The organism is Rhizobium sp. BR 317, assembly GCF_047445835.1.
GTDB classification, from domain to species: domain Bacteria; phylum Pseudomonadota; class Alphaproteobacteria; order Rhizobiales; family Rhizobiaceae; genus Rhizobium; species Rhizobium paranaense.
In genome coordinates, this window is the sequence record NZ_JARWLB010000005.1 from 247,179 (window position 1) to 269,587 (window position 22,409).

The 22,409-nt window shown below is 59.2% G+C and carries 29 protein-coding genes; 20 read left to right on the plus strand and 9 right to left on the minus strand.

The genetic code is table 11. From position 1 onward, the window contains the following. The first annotated feature begins 13 nt into the window (after nt 1–13). Complete coding sequence (locus tag QD357_RS10485; RefSeq protein WP_414124261.1) at nt 14–463, plus strand: hypothetical protein; 450 nt, start codon at nt 14–16, stop codon at nt 461–463. A 19-nt stretch (nt 464–482) separates the two neighbouring features. Here QD357_RS10485 and QD357_RS10490 read toward each other — a convergent pair whose 3' ends face one another. Then, complete coding sequence (locus QD357_RS10490) at nt 483–881, minus strand: hypothetical protein (RefSeq protein ID WP_414124262.1); 399 nt, start codon at nt 879–881, stop codon at nt 483–485. Nucleotides 882–1,094: 213 nt separating this feature from the next. Here QD357_RS10490 and QD357_RS10495 point away from each other — a divergent pair, with 213 nt between their 5' ends. From QD357_RS10495 to QD357_RS10520, 6 genes are all read left to right on the plus strand, one after another. Continuing rightward, a complete protein-coding gene (locus QD357_RS10495) occupies nt 1,095–1,712 on the plus strand; it encodes a hypothetical protein (protein WP_414124263.1) in 618 nt (205 codons plus the stop codon). 42 nt (nt 1,713–1,754) lie between these two features. After that, entirely contained in the window at nt 1,755–3,683 is a 1,929-nt protein-coding gene (locus tag QD357_RS10500) for an AAA family ATPase (RefSeq protein ID WP_414124264.1), read from the plus strand. A gap of 12 nt (nt 3,684–3,695) precedes the next feature. Further along, nucleotides 3,696–4,202 (plus strand): hypothetical protein, encoded by a 507-nt coding sequence (locus QD357_RS10505; protein ID WP_414124265.1) that lies wholly within the window; start codon nt 3,696–3,698, stop codon nt 4,200–4,202. Nucleotides 4,203–4,301: 99 nt separating this feature from the next. Next, entirely contained in the window at nt 4,302–4,943 is a 642-nt protein-coding gene (locus tag QD357_RS10510) for a hypothetical protein (protein ID WP_414124266.1), read from the plus strand. Nucleotides 4,944–5,037: 94 nt separating this feature from the next. Continuing rightward, on the plus strand, nt 5,038–5,592 hold the full coding sequence (locus QD357_RS10515; protein WP_414124267.1) for a DUF4365 domain-containing protein: 555 nt from the start codon (nt 5,038–5,040) through the stop codon (nt 5,590–5,592). Between the two features lie 4 nt (nt 5,593–5,596). Next, nucleotides 5,597–6,712: a hypothetical protein gene (locus QD357_RS10520; protein ID WP_414124268.1), complete on the plus strand. Its 1,116-nt coding sequence runs from the start codon at nt 5,597–5,599 to the stop codon at nt 6,710–6,712. Between the two features lie 86 nt (nt 6,713–6,798). Here the strand turns inward: QD357_RS10520 and QD357_RS10525 are convergent, their stop codons facing one another. The 6 genes from QD357_RS10525 to QD357_RS10550 all read right to left on the minus strand — a co-directional run bounded on the left by QD357_RS10525 (nt 6,799) and on the right by QD357_RS10550 (nt 9,743). Beyond that, complete coding sequence (locus QD357_RS10525) at nt 6,799–7,128, minus strand: hypothetical protein (protein ID WP_414124269.1); 330 nt, start codon at nt 7,126–7,128, stop codon at nt 6,799–6,801. A 511-nt stretch (nt 7,129–7,639) separates the two neighbouring features. Then, nucleotides 7,640–8,128 (minus strand): ribonuclease H family protein, encoded by a 489-nt coding sequence (locus QD357_RS10530; RefSeq protein ID WP_183938089.1) that lies wholly within the window; start codon nt 8,126–8,128, stop codon nt 7,640–7,642. Nucleotides 8,129–8,275: 147 nt separating this feature from the next. Next, nucleotides 8,276–8,698, minus strand: coding sequence for a hypothetical protein (locus tag QD357_RS10535; protein WP_183938090.1), 423 nt, complete (start codon nt 8,696–8,698; stop codon nt 8,276–8,278). Nucleotides 8,699–8,701: 3 nt separating this feature from the next. Next, complete coding sequence (locus QD357_RS10540) at nt 8,702–9,100, minus strand: hypothetical protein (RefSeq protein WP_183938091.1); 399 nt, start codon at nt 9,098–9,100, stop codon at nt 8,702–8,704. Between the two features lie 218 nt (nt 9,101–9,318). Further along, a complete protein-coding gene (locus tag QD357_RS10545) occupies nt 9,319–9,534 on the minus strand; it encodes a hypothetical protein (RefSeq protein WP_183938092.1) in 216 nt (71 codons plus the stop codon). Continuing rightward, nucleotides 9,531–9,743, minus strand: coding sequence for a hypothetical protein (locus tag QD357_RS10550; RefSeq protein WP_183938093.1), 213 nt, complete (start codon nt 9,741–9,743; stop codon nt 9,531–9,533). The genes QD357_RS10545 and QD357_RS10550 overlap by 4 nt, the downstream gene beginning before the upstream one ends. An 84-nt stretch (nt 9,744–9,827) precedes the next feature. Between QD357_RS10550 and QD357_RS10555 the strand changes: the two genes are divergently transcribed. Next, the gene (locus QD357_RS10555; protein WP_414124337.1) at nt 9,828–10,466 is read left to right on the plus strand and encodes a hypothetical protein; all 639 of its coding nucleotides are present in this window, start codon (nt 9,828–9,830) and stop codon (nt 10,464–10,466) included. Nucleotides 10,467–10,698: 232 nt separating this feature from the next. Here the strand turns inward: QD357_RS10555 and cynR are convergent, their stop codons facing one another. Next, the gene (gene cynR, locus QD357_RS10560) at nt 10,699–11,595 is read right to left on the minus strand and encodes a transcriptional regulator CynR (RefSeq protein ID WP_183938094.1); all 897 of its coding nucleotides are present in this window, start codon (nt 11,593–11,595) and stop codon (nt 10,699–10,701) included. Nucleotides 11,596–11,706: 111 nt separating this feature from the next. Between cynR and QD357_RS10565 the strand changes: the two genes are divergently transcribed. From QD357_RS10565 to QD357_RS10580, 4 genes are all read left to right on the plus strand, one after another. Then, nucleotides 11,707–12,366, plus strand: coding sequence for a carbonic anhydrase (locus QD357_RS10565; protein WP_183938095.1), 660 nt, complete (start codon nt 11,707–11,709; stop codon nt 12,364–12,366). Nucleotides 12,367–12,397: 31 nt separating this feature from the next. Beyond that, entirely contained in the window at nt 12,398–12,868 is a 471-nt protein-coding gene (gene cynS / locus QD357_RS10570; protein ID WP_183938096.1) for a cyanase, read from the plus strand. Between the two features lie 220 nt (nt 12,869–13,088). Next, nucleotides 13,089–13,553: a DUF1348 family protein gene (locus QD357_RS10575; protein WP_183938097.1), complete on the plus strand. Its 465-nt coding sequence runs from the start codon at nt 13,089–13,091 to the stop codon at nt 13,551–13,553. An 865-nt stretch (nt 13,554–14,418) separates the two neighbouring features. After that, a complete protein-coding gene (locus tag QD357_RS10580; protein ID WP_183938098.1) occupies nt 14,419–15,009 on the plus strand; it encodes an IMPACT family protein in 591 nt (196 codons plus the stop codon). A gap of 77 nt (nt 15,010–15,086) precedes the next feature. On the opposite strand, the gene QD357_RS10585 is transcribed toward QD357_RS10580, so the two are convergent. Then, nucleotides 15,087–15,842: an SDR family NAD(P)-dependent oxidoreductase gene (locus QD357_RS10585; protein ID WP_183938099.1), complete on the minus strand. Its 756-nt coding sequence runs from the start codon at nt 15,840–15,842 to the stop codon at nt 15,087–15,089. A 311-nt stretch (nt 15,843–16,153) separates the two neighbouring features. Between QD357_RS10585 and QD357_RS10590 the strand changes: the two genes are divergently transcribed. The 8 genes from QD357_RS10590 (at nt 16,154) to kdpA (ending at nt 22,358) form a co-directional block, all read left to right on the plus strand. Continuing rightward, nucleotides 16,154–16,750, plus strand: a complete 597-nt coding sequence (locus tag QD357_RS10590; protein WP_183938302.1) for a L,D-transpeptidase — start codon at nt 16,154–16,156, stop codon at nt 16,748–16,750. A gap of 182 nt (nt 16,751–16,932) precedes the next feature. Continuing rightward, on the plus strand, nt 16,933–17,052 hold the full coding sequence (locus tag QD357_RS10595; protein WP_246451204.1) for an ABC transporter: 120 nt from the start codon (nt 16,933–16,935) through the stop codon (nt 17,050–17,052). A gap of 141 nt (nt 17,053–17,193) precedes the next feature. Next, nucleotides 17,194–17,772, plus strand: coding sequence for a hypothetical protein (locus tag QD357_RS10600; RefSeq protein ID WP_414124270.1), 579 nt, complete (start codon nt 17,194–17,196; stop codon nt 17,770–17,772). 142 nt (nt 17,773–17,914) lie between these two features. Then, the gene (locus QD357_RS10605) at nt 17,915–18,508 is read left to right on the plus strand and encodes a protein-S-isoprenylcysteine O-methyltransferase (protein WP_414124338.1); all 594 of its coding nucleotides are present in this window, start codon (nt 17,915–17,917) and stop codon (nt 18,506–18,508) included. A gap of 10 nt (nt 18,509–18,518) precedes the next feature. Continuing rightward, nucleotides 18,519–19,310 (plus strand): hypothetical protein, encoded by a 792-nt coding sequence (locus QD357_RS10610; RefSeq protein ID WP_183938101.1) that lies wholly within the window; start codon nt 18,519–18,521, stop codon nt 19,308–19,310. Then, nucleotides 19,307–20,182, plus strand: a complete 876-nt coding sequence (locus QD357_RS10615; protein ID WP_183938102.1) for an SDR family NAD(P)-dependent oxidoreductase — start codon at nt 19,307–19,309, stop codon at nt 20,180–20,182. Before QD357_RS10610 ends, QD357_RS10615 begins: the two co-directional genes overlap by 4 nt. 350 nt (nt 20,183–20,532) lie before the next feature. Next, complete coding sequence (gene kdpF / locus QD357_RS10620) at nt 20,533–20,622, plus strand: K(+)-transporting ATPase subunit F (RefSeq protein WP_034509905.1); 90 nt, start codon at nt 20,533–20,535, stop codon at nt 20,620–20,622. A 32-nt stretch (nt 20,623–20,654) separates the two neighbouring features. After that, a complete protein-coding gene (gene kdpA / locus QD357_RS10625) occupies nt 20,655–22,358 on the plus strand; it encodes a potassium-transporting ATPase subunit KdpA (RefSeq protein ID WP_414124271.1) in 1,704 nt (567 codons plus the stop codon). Nucleotides 22,359–22,409 lie beyond the last annotated feature (51 nt).

The following is a 22,409-nucleotide window of genomic DNA, read 5'->3' on the forward strand; positions in this document are numbered from 1 at the left end:
TTGGATTACTTTTGTGAGCGAACCAGCCTTCGCGACGAAGGCGTTCGCTTACTACTGCTTCCGCTCTCCGGTCGCTGCGAGCCTCAGCTTCCGCAGTCGTTCGGTTTTCTCCTCGCGGCGCCGACGTTCTTCATCGGCCGCCTCCTGCGCGAATGTGTTGGTGCGCTCGACCGCGGCCGCGCGCTGGCCGACGGTCAAGGTTCGTCTGATCCTTGAAACCATGATGTCCATCTATGTGAGTGGTTCACGATATATGGTGATCCGCGCCCGAAATCGCAACGCATGGCTGCCCTTCGCCGCACGCGTGGATCACACCATTGAAGTGACCGCCATCTCTTATCATTTACTGGTCACACCCCGTTTCGATGACCGCTGGCGCGACACCCCTCTCCGTCGAGCCGCGGTCGTCCGGGATGGACGAGGGCGCTCCCCGGCGACGGGTCGAGCGCCCTTTGCGTATTGAATTGATGGCCCGCGGCCGCTCAGGACTCCAGCAAACGCGAGTATAGAGGGTGCTCGGCTTCTTCATTTGCAGTGACTTCTATCGTGGTTACCTCGAGGGCCATCTGCGCCCCTATCTCACTTTTTGCTCTAAGTTGTAAGAACGTGACGAGATCAACACCGGCGCGGACAGTGTCGGATGCAACCGATGCGAGTTTCTGCTCGAACATGTCTTCCGCACGCCGCAGACAGTCGACGACCTCAGCCGCATTCACACCGGCGAAGACCAGCCTGTGCCGCACTTGCTCAACAAATTCGTCTCTAAATCTATTCGGGGTCCACCAGGGAAAGACCAAAGATCTCCACACATAGAAACCAACAAACATTTCCAGTTCTGGGAATCGAAGCGGTGAAAGATAGTCGGTTGGCGCAATGGTCACGTGCTTACTCCTGGTTCCAGGAATAATAGATGCCGGCGAGTTTGACACAAATGCCCAAGCCGCGAAGAAGATCCTTGACGCCCGTTCGGCTGTTCTCTAAACGTTCTCCCCATCATGTTTTACATCGCTCGCTACGCCTCGGCACGAATACGTTGACCGACTGCCGGACCCAGTCCGGCGTCCGCCTTTCCGTATTGTGTTCACGAGGGTGCCATGAAGAGCAGTCCCTTCGAGAGGCCGCCGGGCGATGTCGTCCCGCGAAACGAGCCTCCTCGCTTTTATTACCCGCTTGCCACCGTCAAATGCGCTGGACTCGCCGTCTTCCGCAGCCAGGAAGCCCGCGACTTCGCATGCCTGCTCGACGTCGATCGGGATGTCACCCGATGGTCGTGCGACGGCATCGATCTGATCTATGGCGGGGAGACCTACCGCGTCGACTTCGTCGTCACCGGGACGGATGACCGAACCTTCGTCGTCGACGTCGCCGAGGACGCGCCAAGACCGCCCGACTGGATCGAGCTGGCCGTCGCGCGGGCAGGGCACGCATACCGCCCGGTCGCCATGCGCGACTTCATCTATACCAATCGCCTTCTCAACGCCAAAGATCTACTCCGTTACGGCTTCTATCGATGCCCGCTCGGCGATCGCGTGCGTATTCTTGCCGCGCTCGACGAGATGGGATCGCTCACCGTCGCCGAGGCGCTTTCCGACTTCCGGGAGGGCCGGCCGATGGCCTGCCTTGCCGCGCTGATCCTGCAAGGTTTCCTGGAGGTCGATCTGGACGACGCCCTGATCGGCCCCGAGACGGTCGTCCGCCGGATACGCGACTGAGGACTGCACATGCATCTTCAGAAACCTATCCTGGACACGATCATGAGAAACCCGAAAATCTTGAGGGAGGGCCAAGGCCTTCCCGAATACGTCGCCTACGCCAATCTTAGGCAGGGCATCCGTCCATTCCTGAGGGCCAGCCGCTACTCCGTTGCGGTCGTCCGGCCGCCCGGTACCGACGCCGCGGCCTACCAGTCGGCCGCTCGCAACTACATCGGCAACCGTCGCTTCGAACGCGGTCATGTCGTCGACTTCTCGAAGGAGAAGCCGCGCCTMGTCGATGCGCTCGCCATCGAGGCGATGCGGCACCCGAAGTCGATCCTGCTGTTTGCCGACATGGCCTCGGTGCCGGACGTCGTCCGGGCGTCGGTCGACCTGCTCGTCGAACTGCGGCCGCCGACGATCGCCTTGATGAAGGGCGTCTTCCAGTGGCGCAGCAAGGTTGCGATCACCGACCGGCAGGCGGAAATCTTCCTGCTGCTCGACGACGACATGAAGCGGGCGATCGCCCGTCCAGGCCGGAACGTCGGCCGCATGCTGGCCCAGCTCGTCATGCGTCCGCGCKACCAGCAGCCCCAGCCGCGGCCGCGGCCTGCCGCGCCGGGCAACGACGACGCCGAGTATCGTCTGGAGTCCATGCCGGGATACGGCGAGGCGAAGGATTGGGGCATGCAACTCTCCGACGATCTCGCGGATTGGAAGGCTGGCCGAATCCCGTGGAGCGATGTCGACACGGGTCTGCTGCTGTCCGGGCCGTCCGGCGTCGGAAAGACGATCTACGCACGGGCGCTCGCAAACACCTGCGACGTCGATCTGGTCGTCGCCTCCGCGGCCCGCTGGCAATCGAGGGGCCATCTCGGCGACATGCAGAAGGCGATGTTTGCTTCCTTCGAGGAGGCGAGGAAGAAGGCGCCGGCAATCCTGTTCATCGACGAGGTCGATTCCTTTACGGACCGCGACCGCGAGCAGAGCCACAACGCGAGTTACGTCCGGCAAGTGATCAACAGTTTCCTCGAATGCCTTGACGGCACGGCCGGCCGAGAAGGGGTGGTCGTCGTCGGCGCCTGCAACAATCCGTCGGTCATGGATCCTGCAATCCTTCGTCCCGGTCGCCTCGACCATCACATCCGGCTCGGTTATCCCGATGCCGAGGCGCGCGTGGGAATCCTTCGGCTCCATCTCCGTKGCGACCTGCCGGAGGCGGACTTCTCCMAGTTCGCCGACGACAGCTTCGGCCTTACCGGGGCGGACATCGCGCGGCTTGTCCGGCTCGCCCGTCGCGTGGCCCGACGCMATCGCCGGTCGGTCACCGTCGAGGACGTAATGGCGAGCCTGCCGGGCAGGGTCGTGCTCTCGGAGAAGTTCCGCTGGGCGCTTGCGATCCACGAGCTGGGGCACGCCGCCGTCGCCGTCGCGACCGGTGCCCGGAAGATCTGGGCCGTTTCCATCGAGAGCAAGGCCTCCGCAACAGTGGAGCGGCAGATCCTCGGTGGAGCAGTCATGGAGGCCAGTGAGTTCGAGAACCGCGGCAAGCAGTTCTATCTCGACAACATCGCTATCCATCTGGGCGGCATGGCCGCCGAGCAGGTCTTCCTTGGCGAACACGGGGACGGCGTCGCTTCCGATCTCGACGGGGCAACCCGGCTTGCCATCATCCTCGACCGCCACCTCGGCATGAACGGCGTCCTAAACGCCTGGCCGGCGGGCGTCGACGAGCGGCTGATCGACAGCGTCCGCAGGGTCGACGGGCCGCTTCTTGAGAGGATCGAACCCGTTCTGCAGGAGCAGCTCGGTCGCGCCAAGATCATTATCGAGGCCCATCGGACGTCGCTCGAGGGCCTGTGGCTCGAGCTTATCGGCGGCGGCCATCTTACGGGCAAGCAGATCGTCGACGGCCTGAAACCTGACGACACCACGAACCTTCCGACGCCGAAGACACGCCGGAAGATCAGACAGCGACTTCACGGATAAAGGAGAAACAGCATGACCATTGAATCCATGACGACGACCCCGCCGCCGAAGGTCACCGGCTGGAAGGGCCTGAGCGACGCCGCCCATTTCGAGCGGCTGAAGACCGCCCTGTTCCGGACGCGGGATCGCACCCGGTTMAACCGGGCCGCAGCCGATCGAATCCTGGACGATCTCCGGCACGTCGCCTACAGGCGTGGCTTCGAGGCAGCGAGGGTTTTCCAGTTCCTCGATCAGGCTTACATCGACATGGACGAAGACCTGTCGTCGGCGCAGGACGACCTGAACCGGATGTCGCGAAACCTGCCGCTCCTGCGCGAGGTCGCGGCGGTTGTCGAAGAGATCGAATCCATACGGGATGAGATGTCCGACGAGGCGCGGCTGTTCTTCGGATGGCGGCCGTACGCGGAGAAGTGGGCGTGGCCGAACCCTGTCTGGAACGAGCTGCGGATGGCGTTTCAGGAGGGCAGGGACGATGCCGCAGGGATGCCGACGAGTGCGCGTTGCCCGATTTTTCTATGATGATCGACCACTGCGTCGTCGGCGATCGTCCGATGGTTGAAGGTTTCGCTTTGGACGAAAGGCCTTTCGTCCTAGCGTGCGCCCAAAAGGAGATTCGACATGGATGAGTTTGAGAAAAAGCGGATGGAATACCAGCGACACCTCGACGCCCTCTGGAACGATGCGATCCGCGCCGCCTTCGGGTCGACGCCGCCGACGTCGAGGTCATGGACGGATCCTTACGATTGCGCGGAAGTCCTTCGGCCATTCATGGCCGGAAACTATTCGTTTCTGCCGCCGAACGGCCACCTGCCTCTCGATGGCGTCGAGGTCCATGACGACGGCAGCAAGCTGATGTTCGATCTGAGCAAGACCGGCCTGCTGGAGACGGCGCCAAGGGCCCTGCGGTTCGAGTACATCGAGAGGGCACCCATCGAGTCCTTCTTCCTCCTTGAGCTGCGGCAGATGCAGCCGACCGGCATCTACGAAACCGTCGACGAGTATTCCGAGCAGATCGCGCGGATCGACGGCGAAGACTACGACTACGGCTTGATGGAGCATGGGGTCTGGCGGCATGACGAGGATGGCAACGAGGTGCCCGTCCCTGAAGACGCCAAGACAGTCCTGCGGCTGCTTTCCGGAAAGCTGCTGATCGTCTCCCAGGGGAGCATGTGGAACCATACCAACGAAAACTGGAACGGGAGACACAACGCCATGACCGCGGACGAGATCAGGTCGCTGATCGAGCGGAGCCTTCAGTAGGGTCGAAAGCGGTGCAATCCAGGATTCTCGAGGAACGAAGTTTCAACCATTTCGACGCAACATGCCGGCGACGATTTCGCGGGACGGGGACATCTTGCTAACGAAGAACCATGCGCAGGAAGGATTGAGCCGCGCCTACGTGCAGGCACTGTCGTCCGCCGCTCGGGTCTGGCTCAGCATGAAGGACGAGTTCGACTATGGATTCGACGGTCAGCTAGACCTCATCGCGAGGGTCGAGACCGATCCCACGACCGGAAAGCAGAACCTGGTGAAGGCGGGCTACACGATCGACTTCCAGCTAAAATGCTCGAAGGATTGGAAGGTGGCCGGCGACGACGTCCAATGGAGCATGAAGTCCAAGGCGTACAACAAGCTCGCGGGCCGCGGCCCCGGCGCCGTTCCAGCGATCCTGATCTTGATGTGTCTMCCGGATAACGAGGACSAGTGGATGGAATTTTCCGAAGACTCGCTTCTTCTCCGCAAGTGCTGCTACTTCACGACCGTGACAGGGCCTCGGATCGAGAATGAGAACACGACGCGGCAGATCAGCTTCCCTCGTCGCAACCTGCTGAACGTGTCGTCGTTGACGACCATCCTCGACGACAATCGAAAGCGACTCGAAGCCGCCTTCTCAGCGTTCGGGGAGTGACGCCATGGACGCGACCAAGCAATCCATCATGCGCTACCTCGTTCGGCAGGGATGGAAGCAGCAGACGAGCAGGGACGGCGCGCTCACCCGGTTCGTGCGCGCCGAAGACGACGGACGTCCTGCCGTGAACATATTCTTCTCGACGGAGAGTGCCGGCGACGATGCAGACCATGCCGAACTGGCGGCGGCGCTGGAGACCATCCGGCAGGTTTACGAGCTAACGGAATCGGGCCTGCGCGCCATGCTCGTCTCGCTGAGCTTCGACAAGATACTCGCCACGGTGCCGGACGACTATCTGAGGCACGACTCCATCGAACTGAGGGCCGCAAGGTCCTATTTGAACGGCATGAAAGGCGTCATCGCCGCATCGGCGACGACCGTGATAACCGGCGCCCGCTCGTTCCGCCGCACGGTGAAGGAAGCCAAGGAATTCGCGGACGGATGCCGCTTCGCCCACACATTCAAGGGCAGTTTCGGTCTCGCCATCGAATCTCCGGTGGGGTTGAACAACCAGACGCTGATGCCCTTCGCGGAACCGGAATTGCCGCTCGGCAGGAAGACCCTCAGACGAATTGCCGTTGGCCTTGAATCCTTGAAGACGGCCTATGCCCAAGATGATCTCGAACCCATTCTGTCTGCGCCCGATGGCCTGAACGCCAACATGTGCAACGAGCTAGTCGGGATCATTGAAGGAACAGGAATCCCTCGGATCGAGCTTTCCTTCGTCCTTTCCCCAGAGTGGGAGCCCGAGGCGCCGCTGCCTGCGCCGTTCAAGATCGAGACCCGCTACCGCGACATTCTAAAGGACGCCGCGGCCCGCCTTGCAAAGGACGACACCGAAGCCGAAGTGTCGATCTTCGGCCGGATCGTAAACCTGCATGCGGCCGGGAATCCTTCAGACCTTATGGACGACGACGCCGACCGGGTCATTCAGGTGAACTGGGACAGTCCCAACCTGGGAATGGTCAAGGTCTCCATCAGTCTCGACCCAACCCGCTATCTGGTCGCCGTGGAAGCCCATCGGCAAGGGCAGCCCATCACCATCCAGGGAAAGCTTCGGCGGAAGGGCCGCCTGTGGTCTCTCCACGATCCAGGCGATCTCACGGTCCTGTCGATTTGATCCGGCCATCCGCGGGGGCGGGGAATGGACTCGCGACGGCGTGACGCAAGCCTCGCGCAAGCTTCGCCGTGTAGCCATATCGCTGACTAGGGTCCGACCGGCGCAATGTGGTACAGATCGATGTACCACATTGCTTTCGCGCGCCCGTCTGGTGGTACAAAGACGCCGCCAAACGCGGCCGCTATTCTGAGCAAGCTGCGCCAACCGCTTGAATAAACGCGTTTATCACTCTCGCAGAGCCGGCTCAAAATGTGGTACAGCATGCGGAAGATGTGGTACAGCAGGTGGTACAGCAACCCAAATTCACGCCCGTTTCGGTCGCTTTTCCGACCGTTGAAGAGCTTGTCTGAAGTAGTTTTTTGAAGCTGAACTGTCGGCCGCAATCGCAATACACGGCAATCGCCGACGATACTCAAGAATATTTCGAGTAGACTATTGCCTCGGCTGTACCACATTTTCTGTTACTCAGAAAAAAAGTTCGCCGATCTCAAAAAAGGTTGCCGGGCCAGCCACTGGGATTCGCCGCTGCTGAGATGACGTGTCGGCGCCGGTTTGAACAACCGCAATTTCGAGCCTTCGAGGAGGGCTCCGCAGGAGTCCAAAATTATGGGTGCTCAGTCCAAAAATACGTGACCGCAGTCCAAAATTATATGGCGACGCTCAAACAGGACATTCTAACTTTGCGGCTACAGTCCAAAGTCAGATAATATGTATTATGGAACAGCAGAGCGGTTTTCGTTCTGTTGCTTTTTGCCGTGTAATGACGTTTTAGGCATTGGTGTGGAAACTGTGTAAAAGGTCATTTCGTGCGCCTCTCTCTCCTCCTGGGACAGCTCGTTCCAATCCGAGCGGTCCAGTTTCTCCTGGGCATAGAGTTCCTGGCGACGTTCGCGGATCTCGTGGTCGATTTCCTGCTTTTTCTCCTTTCTAAGCTTGAAATCGATTGCGATAACCGCCGAGCGCGGTGTTGCGCGCCAGGGTGTCGGCAAGTTCGTTGCCGCCAGCCCCAGAATGTCCTTTGCACCATTTCACGACTACATTCGGACGCTGATCCAGAAGGCGGTCGAGTTGTTGCCAGATCTCCATGTCGTTGATCGGTCGTCGTCGCGCGTGCGGGTTCGGAGTGATCCGCTTCCAGCCGTTGGTGCGCCAAATGGCCCTCCATCGACAGCAGCCTTCGATGACGTGGACAGCGTCCGTCCAGAGCGTGACCGACCGTGCCGGAGCCTCGGCGGCGATCCAGGCCATCGCGTTCAGAACGGCGAGGACCTCGAATGTGTTGTTCGATGTGCCAATCCCGTTGCCGTAATCCGCATATAACTGGCGGTCACGTTCATAAACAACGAAAGCCCATCCTCCGGAGCGGGAGGCGGCATCGAAGGAGCCGTCGGTGTAGGTGTGGAGCGCGTCAGTCATTCGGAGGCCATGGTATCGAAAGGGAGAGATCCTCGAGGATGATAGGGGAAAACAGTGCCCGATAGCCTCCGCCCGAAAATGACAGGATCTGGAACGGCGCTACGCCGGGAGATACGCCTCCGGTTCGGCGGTATCGCCTTACTGCCTTCATCGATATGGATCCTCGACACGGAGACCGTCGATCTGCCCATGGTAGGGCTGCGATCCTTCGATCAGGACGAGATTGCGGTCGATGGCCGTGGCCACGACCATGCGGGACATGTCGCCCAGATCCTCGTCGCCATCGACCTGGAGATCGCGCGGGGCGATCCGGGAGAAGACGGCCCCCGCCCCTTCATCGAAGAGCTCGAGAGCATTGTTCCTGCGTGCGAAGGACACAAACGCTCTGAGCGCCAGATCCATCACCTCCCGACCTTCTTCAAGCGGGGTCGCGAGGATCTCAGCCTGGACATGGGCGACCGAAACAACGCTTGCATGAATGTTCTGCGCCGGAACCGGGCGGATCCATCCGGTCACGTCCGGGTTTTCGCAGATGATGTCCATCAGCGCCTGCGTTGAGAGCAAGAACATGCGTCAGAGGGCCATCTTCGCGCCAGACGCATTGTCGCTKCGCTGCAGGCGCTCGCGCTTGCGGCCCTGACCGACGATGATGCGGCCGCTGGAGTACGGCTTGAAACCGATGGCGTCGAGCGCTTCTCCGAAGGTTTCCTGCTGCCGCGCGGCGGTGACGAGTTCGGCGAGATCCTTGACGGAGATCACGACCGCCATGTCGTCGGCCTTCTTCATGTTGCCGATGACCTGAGGAATGCCGCTGCGGGCCCTTCCAAGCACCGCACTCAGCTCGTCCATCGCCTTCCTGACGGTCAGCGGATCGCCTCCGATCTGGATGATCGTCTCCACGAGGCCGTCGGTGATGTCCTGCCTGTTGGCGTTGCGGGCCACCTGCACCTTCTTGAGTATCCTCGCGTCCATGTCTTCATCTCCATTCGCTGAATAGGATCATGGGATGCGTGGCCACGTTCGTCAAGAAAGATGGCCACACAGGAGGGGTGGCCGTCAGTCTCGACGAGTTTGCTCGACCAAATCGGCCCTGCCGTGAACATCGCCAATCGCTACCGCGCCCGCAGGCCCCTGCGCTAAACCGACAGCTCCGGGCCTACGCGCGCTGACCCTATGCAACCAAGGCGTGGTCAGCCTTGGGAAGCGGGCCAGTCGTTTGAAGGTTCCTCGACCACGTCGCCGGGATCGTCGGTGGGATCAGGGTCGCGGTCGTACGCGGCTCTAAGGAAGTCGAGTTCCTTCTGAATAGCGTTGTAGACGTCGACCTGTTTGGCGCCATTGATTACGAACGTGTCGACGAAATCTTCGAGTTTAAGCCGCAAGTCGTCGCGCCAATTGGTGGTCAATGCCTCTCCTCCTGCTGAAGACGAACACCCCGACAAAGAAGGCCCCAGGTCGGGCAATGGACAGAAGCACGCACGCTTGGAGAGGCGCCCTGGTCGGGTTCGGGATCGGGAAGCGGTTCCTCGCCGGGTGCGCGGTCGGGATCGCGCGGAGGCGTGTCGACGGGCGGCGGTGATGGCGGCGGCACAATGGGCTCGTTTGGCACAGACATCTGGGTTCCTCCTCGCTGCGAGAACGTGGGAAATCACCCGGAGTTCCGTTGACGCTCGGCCCCTTCGACACCATCTGCTGCGACATGCCTAAGATGAAGACGAAAAAGACGGAAAGCGACGATCCCGAACTGATCAGGGAGTGGCCGCTTCCCGTGGTTGCGACCCTCGGATCCGGTGTCAGAGTGAAGGGAATCCTGCAGGAAATCCGTTCCCGGCTACCATCTCCGGTCCGGAAGTCGCTGGATATGCAGGCAGGCGGGCTCATCCTCGTCATGCCAGAGACTTCGAAGACAGCATTCAGAGCAGCGGCATTGGCCGTTTCCAGTGCGCTCGACGACATCGCAGACCTTCCGATCATTCCTCGTGAGATCGAGGATATTCTGACGATCACCGCATCGGAGCGGAAGCGCTGGCTTGAAGACGGTCGCCTGCCCAGCGCCGGAACGCGAACGGTCAGGTTGCAAGGGCGCGCAAGGAGAATTACCTTTCACGTATTCGACCCCCGAGTTGTTGAGGATCTGCTCGATCGCGGCGCCGTGGATGAATGGAGGGAGGAAGACGCTGCGGCGAAAGCGGAAAATCGCAGGCGGGCCGCGTATCAGGCGAAGCTGACGCGTTCGCTGAAGAAAAAGGAAAAAGCCGAACAAACTGAACGCGCGGAGGAAGCCGCGACCAGGTTAAGTGGATGGGACGAGTTCGGGCGCGACGGCCTCCTTCGGTAGGATTGGCGTCTCTCTCCGGATTGCCGCGGCACGCCCCCGATCAGCGCAGTCTTGCCAACAAAGTCATATTCGGATCCGATACGCCAGCTAGAGACGCATCACTTACGTCCGATAGCTTGGGGTTCTCTTGGTCGACGATGGCCCGGTGGGATCCGCTGCGACCTGCGTTCGCGCGGCTGCGGCACTGGCTTTGGCCTGTAGTGCAGTGGCTACCCAATTCCGCATAAGTAGATCAAATCAATGATCCGCCTAATTCAGAAGCTACCTCCTTCGCAAGCTCGATAAAGACCCGCGCCGCCGCGCTTCTGTATGCATCTTTACGCTGCATCAGAACGGCCGTGCGCTGCAAGCGCACCGGATCGAGTGCAATAGCGACCAGATCCTGATGTGCGAACGCGATCTTTGCAGGCAGGAGTGTCGAGAGCCGCGTCCTACGGACGATTTCAATCACCGCGCTGATGGAGTTGGCCTCTATCCGCACATGCGGCTGAATGCTGTGCTGACGGCAGAAGCGATCGATCTGTTCGCGCGTGGCGAACTCCGCGCTGAGTAGCACCAATGACTCGGTGCTCAGGGCCTCAAGCCCTATCGACATTTCACCTGCCAGAGGATGCCCGGTTCTGACGACCAGCGCGAGGGTTTCCACCAACAGGGGGTACAGATCGAGGTCTGGTGTCAGGGTGCCGGAAAACGCGATCCCGACATCGATCTCATCAGCGAGAAGCAATTCCTCCATATGCTCCTGGGAAATCTCCCGCACGTTGAGGGAGATATTCGGATAGCGACTGTAGAACGCCTCAACGAGGGGTCCGACCAGGTAGGTCGTGAAGGTCGGTGTCACTGCAACGCGCAGCGCACCACGGCTGAGGTCGTTCACATCGTGGATGGCGCGCTTGGCTTCCCGGAACTCCTGCGATGCGCGGCGCACGTATTGCAGATAGACCTCCCCGGAATCCGTCAATCGGGTCGTACGCCCCGATCGGTCGAACAATTGCACGCCGAGGCTTTCCTCCATCAACCTGACTTGCTGCGAAAGCGCCGGCTGGGAGACGTGCAGGGCGTCTGCGGCCCGTGTGAAGCTCTGATGCTCCGCCACTGCGAGAAAATAACGAACCTGTCGGGCGAGCATGTCAAAACCTATAAGATTATCTAATCCACCTCATAATAAACGAGACTTTTACATTATGCCACGCCTTCCCTAGCCTTCATCTCAACAGATCGAGAAACGGAGATTGCAGCGATGAAAGACATTATTGACGGATTTCTGAAGTTCCAGAGGGAGGCCTTTCCTGAACGGGTTAAGCTGTTCAAGGATCTGGCAAATCAGCAGAACCCGCGGGCTCTGTTCATTTCCTGCTCGGACAGCCGCCTGGTGCCTGAACTGGTTACCCAGCGCGAGCCGGGCGACCTCTTCGTCATCCGAAACGCAGGCAACATCGTCCCGTCCTACGGCCCCGAGCCGGGTGGCATTTCCGCCTCGGTCGAATACGCCGTCGCGGCGTTGCAGGTCTCCGACATCGTGATCTGCGGCCACTCCGACTGCGGCGCGATGACCGCCATCGCGACGTGCAAGTGCCTCGACCACATGCCCGCCGTGGCCAGTTGGTTGCGCTATGCAGACTCCGCTCGGGTCGTGAACGAAGCCCGTCAGCACCAGGACCAGCCTTCCAAGGTCGCATCTATGGTGCGCGAGAACGTCATCGCGCAGCTCGCCAATATCCAGACCCACCCGTCGGTGCGGTTGGCCCTCGAAGAGGGACGCGTGACTCTGCACGGCTGGATTTACGACATCGCGAGCGGCCTTATCGAAGCTTTCGATGGCAGCAGGGGCGCCTTCGTTCCCCTTGCGGACAATCCCGACGTCCAGGCCATCAAATACCAAGCCAGGCGCGTTGCCTGAACCCTGCATCCCAACCAAGGAGAGAATACCAATGCTACAGTCACAAGCCACAGAGACCACTCGCCAGGACCTGACGGAAGTCATCCTCGCATCAAAGCTCAAGAAAGACCTGACCTACGCCCAGATCACTAAGGGCACCGGTCTGTCGGAGGCCTTCGTCACCGCCGCCCTGCTCGGCCAGCACCCGCTTCCGGCGGACGCCGCCAAAGCCGTGGGCAAGAAACTCGACCTTGACGACGACGCCATCGCCCTGCTGCAGACAGTTCCGGTCCGCGGCAGCATCGGGAACGGTCTGCCGACCGATCCGACCATCTACCGCTTCTACGAAATCGTGCAGGTCTATGGGACCACGCTGAAGGCCCTGGTCCACGAAAAATTCGGCGATGGCATCATCAGCGCCATCAACTTCAAGCTGAACATCGAGAAGGTTGAAGATCCGGAAGGCGGTTCGCGCGCTGTGATCACGCTGGACGGCAAGTACCTTCCGACCAAGCCGTTTTGACCGCGCTATGAGGCAGCCCGGCGCCTTAGAGCGTCTGGGCTACCCTTCAAATTCTCGAAGCCATACGCCCCAACCCACCCCTTCTGTACCAATCGGTACGGATCGATTGTTTGACAGGCAGACTCGTATGAACCGCCGCACTTTCATTGCCGCCCTCCCCGCTGTGGCCCTTGCGGGCTCAGCGCTTGCCGAAACCACTCAAATCACGAAAGGAAAAGCCATGACACGTCCCCCTCTCCCCCCGTTCACCCGCGAGACTGCCATCGAAAAGGTCCGCTTGGCCGAAGATGGCTGGAACACGCGCGATGCGGCGAAGGTCGCTCTGGCCTACACGCTCGATACGCGCTGGCGTAACCGCGTCGAATTCGCCACCAATCGGGAAGAAGCTCAGGCCTTCCTGACCCGCAAGTGGAACAAGGAACACGAATATCGGCTCATCAAGGAATTGTGGGCCTTTACGGACAATCGCATCGCCGTGCGCTATGCCTACGAATATTGCGACGACGGTGGGCAGTGGTTTCGCGCCTACGGCAACGAAAACTGGCTTTTTGCCGAAGACGGACTGATGTCGCATCGCCACGCCAGCATCAACGAGATGCCAATCGCTGAGCCGGACCGCAAATTCCATTGGCCGCTCGGCCGGCGGCCGGACGATTATCCGTCGCTGAGCGATTTCGGCTTCTAAGCGCTACACCCGTTCTGATCTATCGCGTCAGTGCCCGCCCGCACTGGCGCGATCTGTCGTTAGGAAAGCTGGCCCCCCGTCGATGACCACAGGGCATGACATTCCGCTGCGGTCACAGTCGCGCATCGCCGCGATAGACGTTTGGCCTCGCGCCCGTCAACCGGCCAAAGACCTTGCGGAATGCTGTCGGATCCGTATAGCCGACCAAAGGCAACCTCGAAACGGCACACTGCGACGCACACTTTTGAATCGTGCCTCCCGGAATGCGAGACCCGTGATCCGCTGGTCACGTCTTCCAGTCAGGCTTCGTACGCCGAGCCCTCCGATGACTACGATGTTGCCAAAGCAGCGGTTGAGCCTCATAGGACGATCGTGGGGTCGATTGTGGATGGTGGTGAAGTCTTTTTTTGCCAATGCGGGTGCTGCCTCGCTGGGAGCATATCGGAAAGGTGAGTCGGCGCTGAAAGTGGTGGTGACCCTCTGCGATAGCATGATAGCCCGCTGCCATGGGCCGGGTGGGAACGACGAGCGTGCCCCTTTCTAGCCATCGGCTCCGGGCGCGCGACCTGGCGCCAACCATTATCGTGCGATGTACAGTAACGCGCTGACAATAGAGACGCCGCCAATTGGTGCTAGGAATAGGAGCAGGAGCTCAATTCCAAGCGCCCACATCAGCAATTTCTGCTGACCTGCAGTCAATCGCGGAGGCCTCTTCTGGGGCTCCCGAGGGCTCCCTCCTCTTTCATAGAACCCGTTTAAATCGCGATACATTTTCGGCTCCATCATTTATGGAGAAACTACGGTTGCTGCACATGGTTCCTGCGATTTGCAGCGAACGCGGCACCTTATATCGCGTGGGATCAAGATGTTTCGCCTTGAAGAACAGTGCAGTTTCGAACAGGTCATCAAGAAGAGCACGTTTCGCGCGGTTGCAATTCCTGTCGATAGTGAGGAGACGGCGAAGCTCGCTCTTCAAATCATCGCTACAGCGACAGGCGCCAATCACAATTGTTGGGCTTGGCGCATCGGACAAGTCTATCGTTTCTCGGACGATGGTGAGCCGAGCGGCACGGCCGGGAAGCCGATATTGGCGGCAATCGACGGCCAATCCGTCGATTGTGTGCTTGTGGTCGTTTCAAGGTGGTTCGGCGGCGTACTGCTCGGAACGGGAGGTCTCGTGCGAGCATATGGCGGTACCGCCGCAGCCTGCCTGAGAGCAGCGAGGTTAACTGCTTTCACTCCAATGATCGCCGCACAGGTGAAAATTCAGTTTGGCGATTTGGCCCTGGTCAAGGCACGCCTCGCCTCCCTCGATCAGGTTCGTATTGTCGAACAAGACTTCAGCGACGACGGCTGCGATGCGACGATCCAGTTGCCTCAAAAGGCTGTCCAAACCGTCGCACAACTCATAAATGACCTTACCAATGGGCGTTCGGCGCTTCGCACGAATGATTGATCCGGCACCAATCCGGCCAGGAAAGCGCGTGCCGATTCCACCTTATGCAGCTTTAACCTTATGCGGGACCGTGTTGTTCAGTGGGCTGTGTAAGCTCCGTCCACCAGATGGCAGCTCCCGGTGATGAAGCTTGCCTGTTCGGACAGAAGAAAACATACGAGAGCTGCCACTTCCTCAGGGTTTCCGCGCCTGCCCATGGGCTGGAGTGCTTCCATACGTCGGCTGCTCGTTGCTTCCAAATGCTCTGACAAAAGCGGTGTTTGGATCCAACCAGGGCCGACAGCATTGATTCGGATGCCCATTCTTGCATATTCGATTGCGGCAGCCTTCGTCAGTCCGACAACGCCATGTTTGGCTGCCGTGTATGCCGATGCAAAGGGCAATGCAACCGAACCGAGAATGGAAGATACGTTGACGATAGCGCCGCCGCCGCCCGACAGCATGGCGGCGATCTCGTATTTCATGCAATAGAAGGCGCCGTCCAGATTGACGCTCATCAACTTCCGCCACTGGTCGACCGGGTAGTCCGCGGTTGCCTTTCGCACACCGTCGAGTCCCGCATTGTTCACCGCCAAATGCAGACCACCATGGGTTTGCACGGCGAAGTCGACCAACCTCTTTACGGCTTCTGCATCAGAAACATCGACTGCGAAAGCACTGGCCTTGCCCCCTTGACCGCAGATCTCGCCGGCGACGCGACGCGCTCCATCAGCATCAATATCTGCGACAACAACCGTAGCTCCCTCGCTCGCGAGTTGAAGGGAAATCGCGGCGCCGATCCCAGAGGCCGCTCCCGTGACAACCGCGATTTTTCCGTCGAGGCCAAGCTTCATAGTTCCCCCTTTTTAGTTTCTGCTAATCGAGCAGAGGCCGATGGTTGATGCAAGTGGTTTCATCGGCAATACACAACCACACATTTTGCTGCGGCCGGAAGCCGCTGCCGATTCCCGAACCCCTCCCCGATCCGACTGCCTGGTACATGCCCCACGTTTGTACCAGGCCACGCACTCAACATAATATCAGATACAGCTCTCAGTTTTCGATGTTTTTCAAACTCAATCAGAATCAGCTAATGTATTATAGCCTTGAAAGCGTAGCGATGTTAAACACGAGCGCAGGGCTGATCTTTACTGGGCAGGTGGAAATGGAAGAAAGCCGCGTTACGCGCCGGGGGCTGGTGCTCGGTAGTTTGAGTTTAATGATTTCTGGATGCGTGTCGGGGTCGGAGGATGGGCCACCACTTGGGTATAACGTCTTTGGGAGGGATCCAGATGAAAATCCTAACCTTCGGCGGCAAGAGGTAGCCTATGACGGAGGCGAACCGCCGGGAACGATTGTTGTCAATACGTCGGAGCGCTATCTCTACTTCGTCGAGCAAGGTGGCCGGGCAACGCGCTATGGCGTCGCTGTTGGCCAAGAAGGGTTGAGCTTCAAAGGCGAAGCCACCGTCGGACGTAAGGCGGAGTGGCCATCCTGGAAGCCCACCGATGACATGATGCAACGTAAGCCTCGCCTAATGCAATATGCGGATGGTGTGCCGGGCGGACCGCTCAATCCGCTGGGCGCGGCCGCCCTTTACCTCTACCAGGACGGACATGACACCATGTTCCGCCTGCATGGAACAAACGCCCCCTGGTCGATAGGTCATGCCGTATCGAACGGATGCATCCGTCTGACAAACTCAAACATTGTTGACCTCTATAGCCGCGCCCCGGTGGGGACGCGGGTGTTGGTCATCTGATCGAGTGTTCGCTCATCGAACTCGACAGTTTGATCATGGTCAACTTACGAATGTTCGAAAAAGCGCAGATAATCCGTCACAAGTGTGTTTTTTCTGCACTAGGCTAATATGTTAGTTGTGACTACTATTTGATTCGTTGCTTAGATGAATCTTATGCAATCCTGAGGAGAGAGGACTTCTTGATGATCAGAATTCTAATGGTAATCATCTCTGTTTTGGCCGTTGCCAATCTGAGCGCTTGCGGATCGATTGGCAAAGGAAAGGGCAAGGCCCCTCCGCCGGCAGCGGCAGTCTACAAGTAAGCCTAATCTTCGATAAATGGGGGGCCGCACTAGGCCCCCCTCCCTACCTGTCAGATGATCCTGCTTTCAATCACCATGGCGAAGAATTGATCGCTAACTTCGAGCCGTCGGCTTGTTAGCGTTATCTAATGGAGCGTGCAGATGATGCGTGGAATGGGTGGCCTTTCGGTTGCAATCCTGCTGGCGATGGCGACGGCGTCGTGCCAGACGGAAGACAAAAGCCCCCAACCCCGGTTCACTTCCAACCGCCACGGCCCGGCAACAACCTCCGCTCAAAACAAAGCTGGTCACTTTATCGAATTTCGTTCGCGTTATGCGCTCACCTATGGCCATACCTACGTGGTCTTTGGACGCGCCGACGAAAATGGAAAGATGATCGATCCTGAAGTCGCGGGCCTTGCGCCGGCCTCGCCAGATGCTGGGCCTTACGTCTTGGGCCATTTCGTGCCAGTGCCGGCCACGACCGGAGCAACCGACGGTGACCTGGAGGAACAGTACAGGTCGGCTAGCTGGCGAGTCATGCTCAGCGATGCCGAATACGCTGATGTTGTTGCCTTCATACGCAAGCAGCAGGCCTCTTCCCATCTGTGGCAAGCAACTGTCGACAACTGCAACGCCTGGGTGGGAAACATCGCAAAACACATGGGATATAAGGTCCCCGGTATCTGGCTGAGGCCGCAACAGTTCATTACTGAACTCCGAGAGATAAATGCTGCTTGAGGCGTTATTGCACGGCGTTGGCGCGCGACTCTGGTACTATTCGATTCTTCCGCTAAATTGTCGATGAAAGCTGAGGGGCGAGCGTGGTCATATCGCCGCGCGTTGCAGKATCACAAATCGCAGAAGGGTTTGGGTGAACAATTTGATCGTATCGGCATCTGGGGCCGGCGAAGTCATCTGGGTGCTCGGGGTCGTCGCCTGGTACGTTATTCGATATCCTTTCGCGCGGCGTGCCAAGCGCTTGCGGGTTGTCCGCGATCAACGCTCACACATTGAGAGAATCGGGCTTGCTGCGGCTCTTCTGGGCCTTGCGGTTGTGCCCGGAATCTACGTCGCGACAGGCATTCCCCGGATGGCCGATTATCCTGCCCACGCATGGACAATCGTCGTCGGGACGATTTTGTACTTGGCGGCAATGTGGCTTTTCCGAAGGACCCACAAGGAACTCGGCAAGAACTGGTCGATAACGCTGGAAATTCGCGAAAAGCACCAGCTCGTTAGCAGCGGCCCATACGCCCTCGTCCGCCACCCCATGTACACGTCTTTCCTGCTCATGGGGCTTGGACAAGCCTTTTTGCTATCGAATTGGGTTGTCGGATTGGCAGGTTTGTTGGGCTTTGCCGTCCTTTATTTCCTGCGTGTAGACAAGGAAGAGCGTATGATGTCGGAATATTTCGGCCCCGAGTACCGCGCCTATATGGATCGCACGAAGCGAATTATCCCTTATCTCTATTAGAGGTGGCACTATGCGAGGGCGAACCGTCAAGTTATCGGCATCACGGCGTCTTGTCGGAGATTTGATGAGATTCTCGATCGGTGTGCCGCGTGTTACCGTGCAACGGCAGATGAATATTGGCCCCCTGCTGGACGCCAGGACGACGCAGACGCAGGCAATGAGGCCGTCCTGGACCGTCCTTTTCCTGAAGGGATACGCGCTTCTCGCGAGCGAGATTCCAGAACTGCGGCGCGCCTACGTCAAATTGCCCAGAGCGCAGCTTTATGAATACCCGGAAAGCGTGGCCTCAATTGCCCACGAGCGCGAATATGAGGGTGAGAGGGTTGTCTTGCTCAGCCTCATAAAGCGCCCCGAGAAGAGATCCATCGTCGAGCTCGAAGCGCTCACCATGGCGGCTCGCTCACGCCCGGTTCTCGAGGTAAAGGAATTCCGGCGGATGCTGAAGTTTGCACGCCTGCCGGGCCCCCTTAGATGGCTAATGATGTGGTTGGGGTTGAACATCGGCAGACAAAGGCCGCGCTTTTTTGGCACTTTTCAACTGTCGGTCTATTCGGGCCTCGGAGCAGAGTCTCTCAACCCGCTTACGCCGCTGACGACGCTGTTGAACTACGGCACGATCAGCAACAACGGAGCGGTTACCGTGCGCATCCACTACGACCACAGAGTGATGGATGGAGCCAATGTGGCGCGAGCCTTGGAGCGGTTCGAAGAGATATTGAACAACGACGTTGCCTTTGAAGTGAAAAGCCTTGCTCAGAGTCAAGTCGTGCCCAGCGCGGCCGCCTTGGGAACCGCGAGATGAGCCTTCAGGAAGAAGCTCGTTTTGCGGTCGTCGTCGTCGGTGCGTCGCGTGGCATCGGGCGGGCAATGGCCAAAATCGTTGCCCGCGAAAAAGCTGTCGTCGTACTGGTTGCGCGGTCGTCGGAAGGTCTGGCAGCGGCCGCGACTGACGTGCGGGAGGCCGGCGGCGAGGCGCACACACTGGAGTTGGATATCGTAGCATCCGATGCATCGACGCGTCTCGGTGATTTCTTGTCCGAAAACGGTTTGGTCTGTGACATCCTCATCAACAGTGCCGGATATGGCTTGCGCGGCGCGGCGACCATTCTTCCTGTCGGAGATCAGCTCGGGATCGTTGATCTCAATATACGCGCCCTCACCGATCTGACCCTTCGCTTTTTGCCGGAAATGGCGGCGCGGCGCCGCGGCGGCGTGATCAATCTCGGCTCCATAGCCGGCTTCCTTCCGGGGCCGAATATGGCGTTGTATTATGCCAGCAAAAGCTTCGTGCGTTCCTTTTCGGAAGCGCTTCATCAGGAGCTGCGCGCCACCGGGGTGACTGTCACATGCGTCGCTCCAGGCCCGGTGTCCACGGAGTTCCTCGAAAAATCAGGTGCCGGCCGGGTGACGCTATTCAAGATCCTGCCAAAGCTGGATTCGGCTTATGTGGCCGAACGCGCGTGGCGCGGGTTCAAATCCGGCCGCCGTCTCGTCGTGCCCGGCATCTCGGCCAAACTGGTCGCCGTTACGGCGAGGTTGTTGCCTTCGGTTGTCCTGCTTCCTTTGGTCGGTCGATTGCAACGTCGCAGCGGCGATCCATGTCCCTGCGGGTCAGGCAAAAAGTTCAATGAATGTTGCGGCGCCGGCCGTCGCCAGAGTGCCGGAAGTCGCTGACGGGCTTTATACTTGGTCGTTGGGCCCGGTGTCCTACTGGAGTTTCGCTCCAATCGCTCCGGTCGGCATTTATAAGATTTTTATATCTTTCTCCCTCCCGCCGTCTCGAACCTTAATGCTGTTCGGCCGCATATTGATCTCCGAGATATCCGCAAGATGATCTCCTCGCCAAGGAGAAACGAGGGCGCCTTCTTCGAGGATGCCGTCAATCTATTTTGGCGTTCAACAAGAACAATTAAGGATCAACGATCGATGATGGACATTCTTCTTATCGGGATCGGTGTTTTATTTTTCATCCTGTGCATCGCTTACACCAAAGCCTGCGATAGCCTTTAGTCGGAGAGACACCAATGCTCCTGGATTACATTCTCGGTGGCGGCGTAACCCTCTTTCTCACCGCCTATCTCATCTACGCTCTCATTCGCCCTGAGCGCTTCTAATCCCATAGCGCCGGGTAGGGAAAGTTACCACCATGACCTTCAATGGATGGCTTCAGATCCTGATCTATATCGGGATCCTCCTTCTGCTCGTCAAACCGCTCGGCGGTTATATGACGCGTGTCTTCACTGGCGAGCGCACGATCCTCTCTTATGTCCTCGGTCCCTTGGAACGGGGGCTTTATCGAATTGCGGGAACGGATGAACGCGAGGAGCAGCACTGGACGACCTATTCGATCTCCATGTTGCTGTTCAACCTCGCCGGTTTTTTTGTCTTGTATTTCCTGCAGCGATTTCAGGCGAGCCTGCCCTATAACCCCGCCGGCATGGCCGCGATCGGCCCCGAACTTTCGTTCAACACCGCCACCAGTTTCGTAACCAACACGAACTGGCAGAACTACGGCGGCGAAAGCACGATGTCCTATCTCGTGCAGATGGCCGGCCTCACCGTCCAGAACTTCGTCTCCGCGGCAACCGGTATTGCAATCGCCATTGCGCTCATCCGCGCCTTCTCGCGCGCGTCCGGCAAGGCGATCGGCAATTTCTGGGTCGATCTGACCAGGGCAACGCTCTACATCCTGCTTCCCGCCTGCATCGTCATGACGCTAGTCTTCGTCTATCTCGGCGTGCCGCAAACGCTTGGCTCCTATGTCAATGCCACGACGCTGGAAKGCGCGCAGCAGACGATCGCCGTCGGTCCGGTCGCTTCGCAGCTTGCGATCAAGATGCTCGGCACCAATGGCGGCGGCTTCTTCAATGCCAACTCCGCCCACCCCTTCGAAAATCCGGATGCAATCTCCAACCTCATCCAGATGCTGGCGATCTTGGCGATCGGCGCGGCACTCACCAACGTCTTCGGACGCATGGTCGGCAACCAGCGCCAGGGCTGGGCCATCCTCGGCGCGATGGGCGTGCTGTTMATCGCCGGCGTCATCGTCACCTATTGGGCTGAAGCTGCCGGCAATCCGCTGGTGCATGCGCTCGGCGTCCAGGGCGGCAATATGGAAGGCAAGGAAGTCCGCTTCGGCATCACGCTGTCGTCGCTGTTCGCGGTCATAACCACCGCGGCGTCCTGCGGCGCGGTCAATGCCATGCATGACAGCTTCACGGCGATCGGCGGCATGATCCCCTTGATCAACCTGCAGCTCGGCGAAGTCATCGTCGGTGGCGTCGGCGCCGGTTTCTACGGCATCCTGATGTTCGTCATCATCGCCATCTTCGTGGCCGGCCTGATGGTCGGACGCACGCCGGAATATCTCGGTAAGAAGATCGAAGCCAAGGAAGTGAAGATGGCGATGCTCGCCGTGCTTTGCCTGCCCGCCGGCATGTTGATCTTCACCGCGATTGCCTCCGTTCTGCCGACCGCCGTCGCCTCCATCGGTAATCCCGGTCCGCACGGCTTTTCGGAAATCCTCTATGCCTACAGCTCGGCAGCCGCCAATAACGGCTCGGCCTTCGGCGGTCTTTCCGGCAACACGCCCTGGTACAACATCACGCTTGGCATCGTCATGCTGATCGGCCGCTTCCTGGTCATCATTCCGGCGCTCGCCATCGCCGGCTCGCTGATCGCCAAGAAGACGGTCCCGGCCTCAGCCGGCACCTTCCCCACGGACGGGCCGCTGTTCGTCGGTCTGCTGGTCGGTACGATCCTGATTGTCGGCGGGCTGACCTTCTTCCCGGCGCTTGCCCTTGGCCCGATTGTCGAACATCTGGCGATGATCAGCGGCCAGGCCTTCTAAGGAGATGGCATGTGATGTCGCAGCCCAAACTCATCAGGCTTCGAAAGCCCA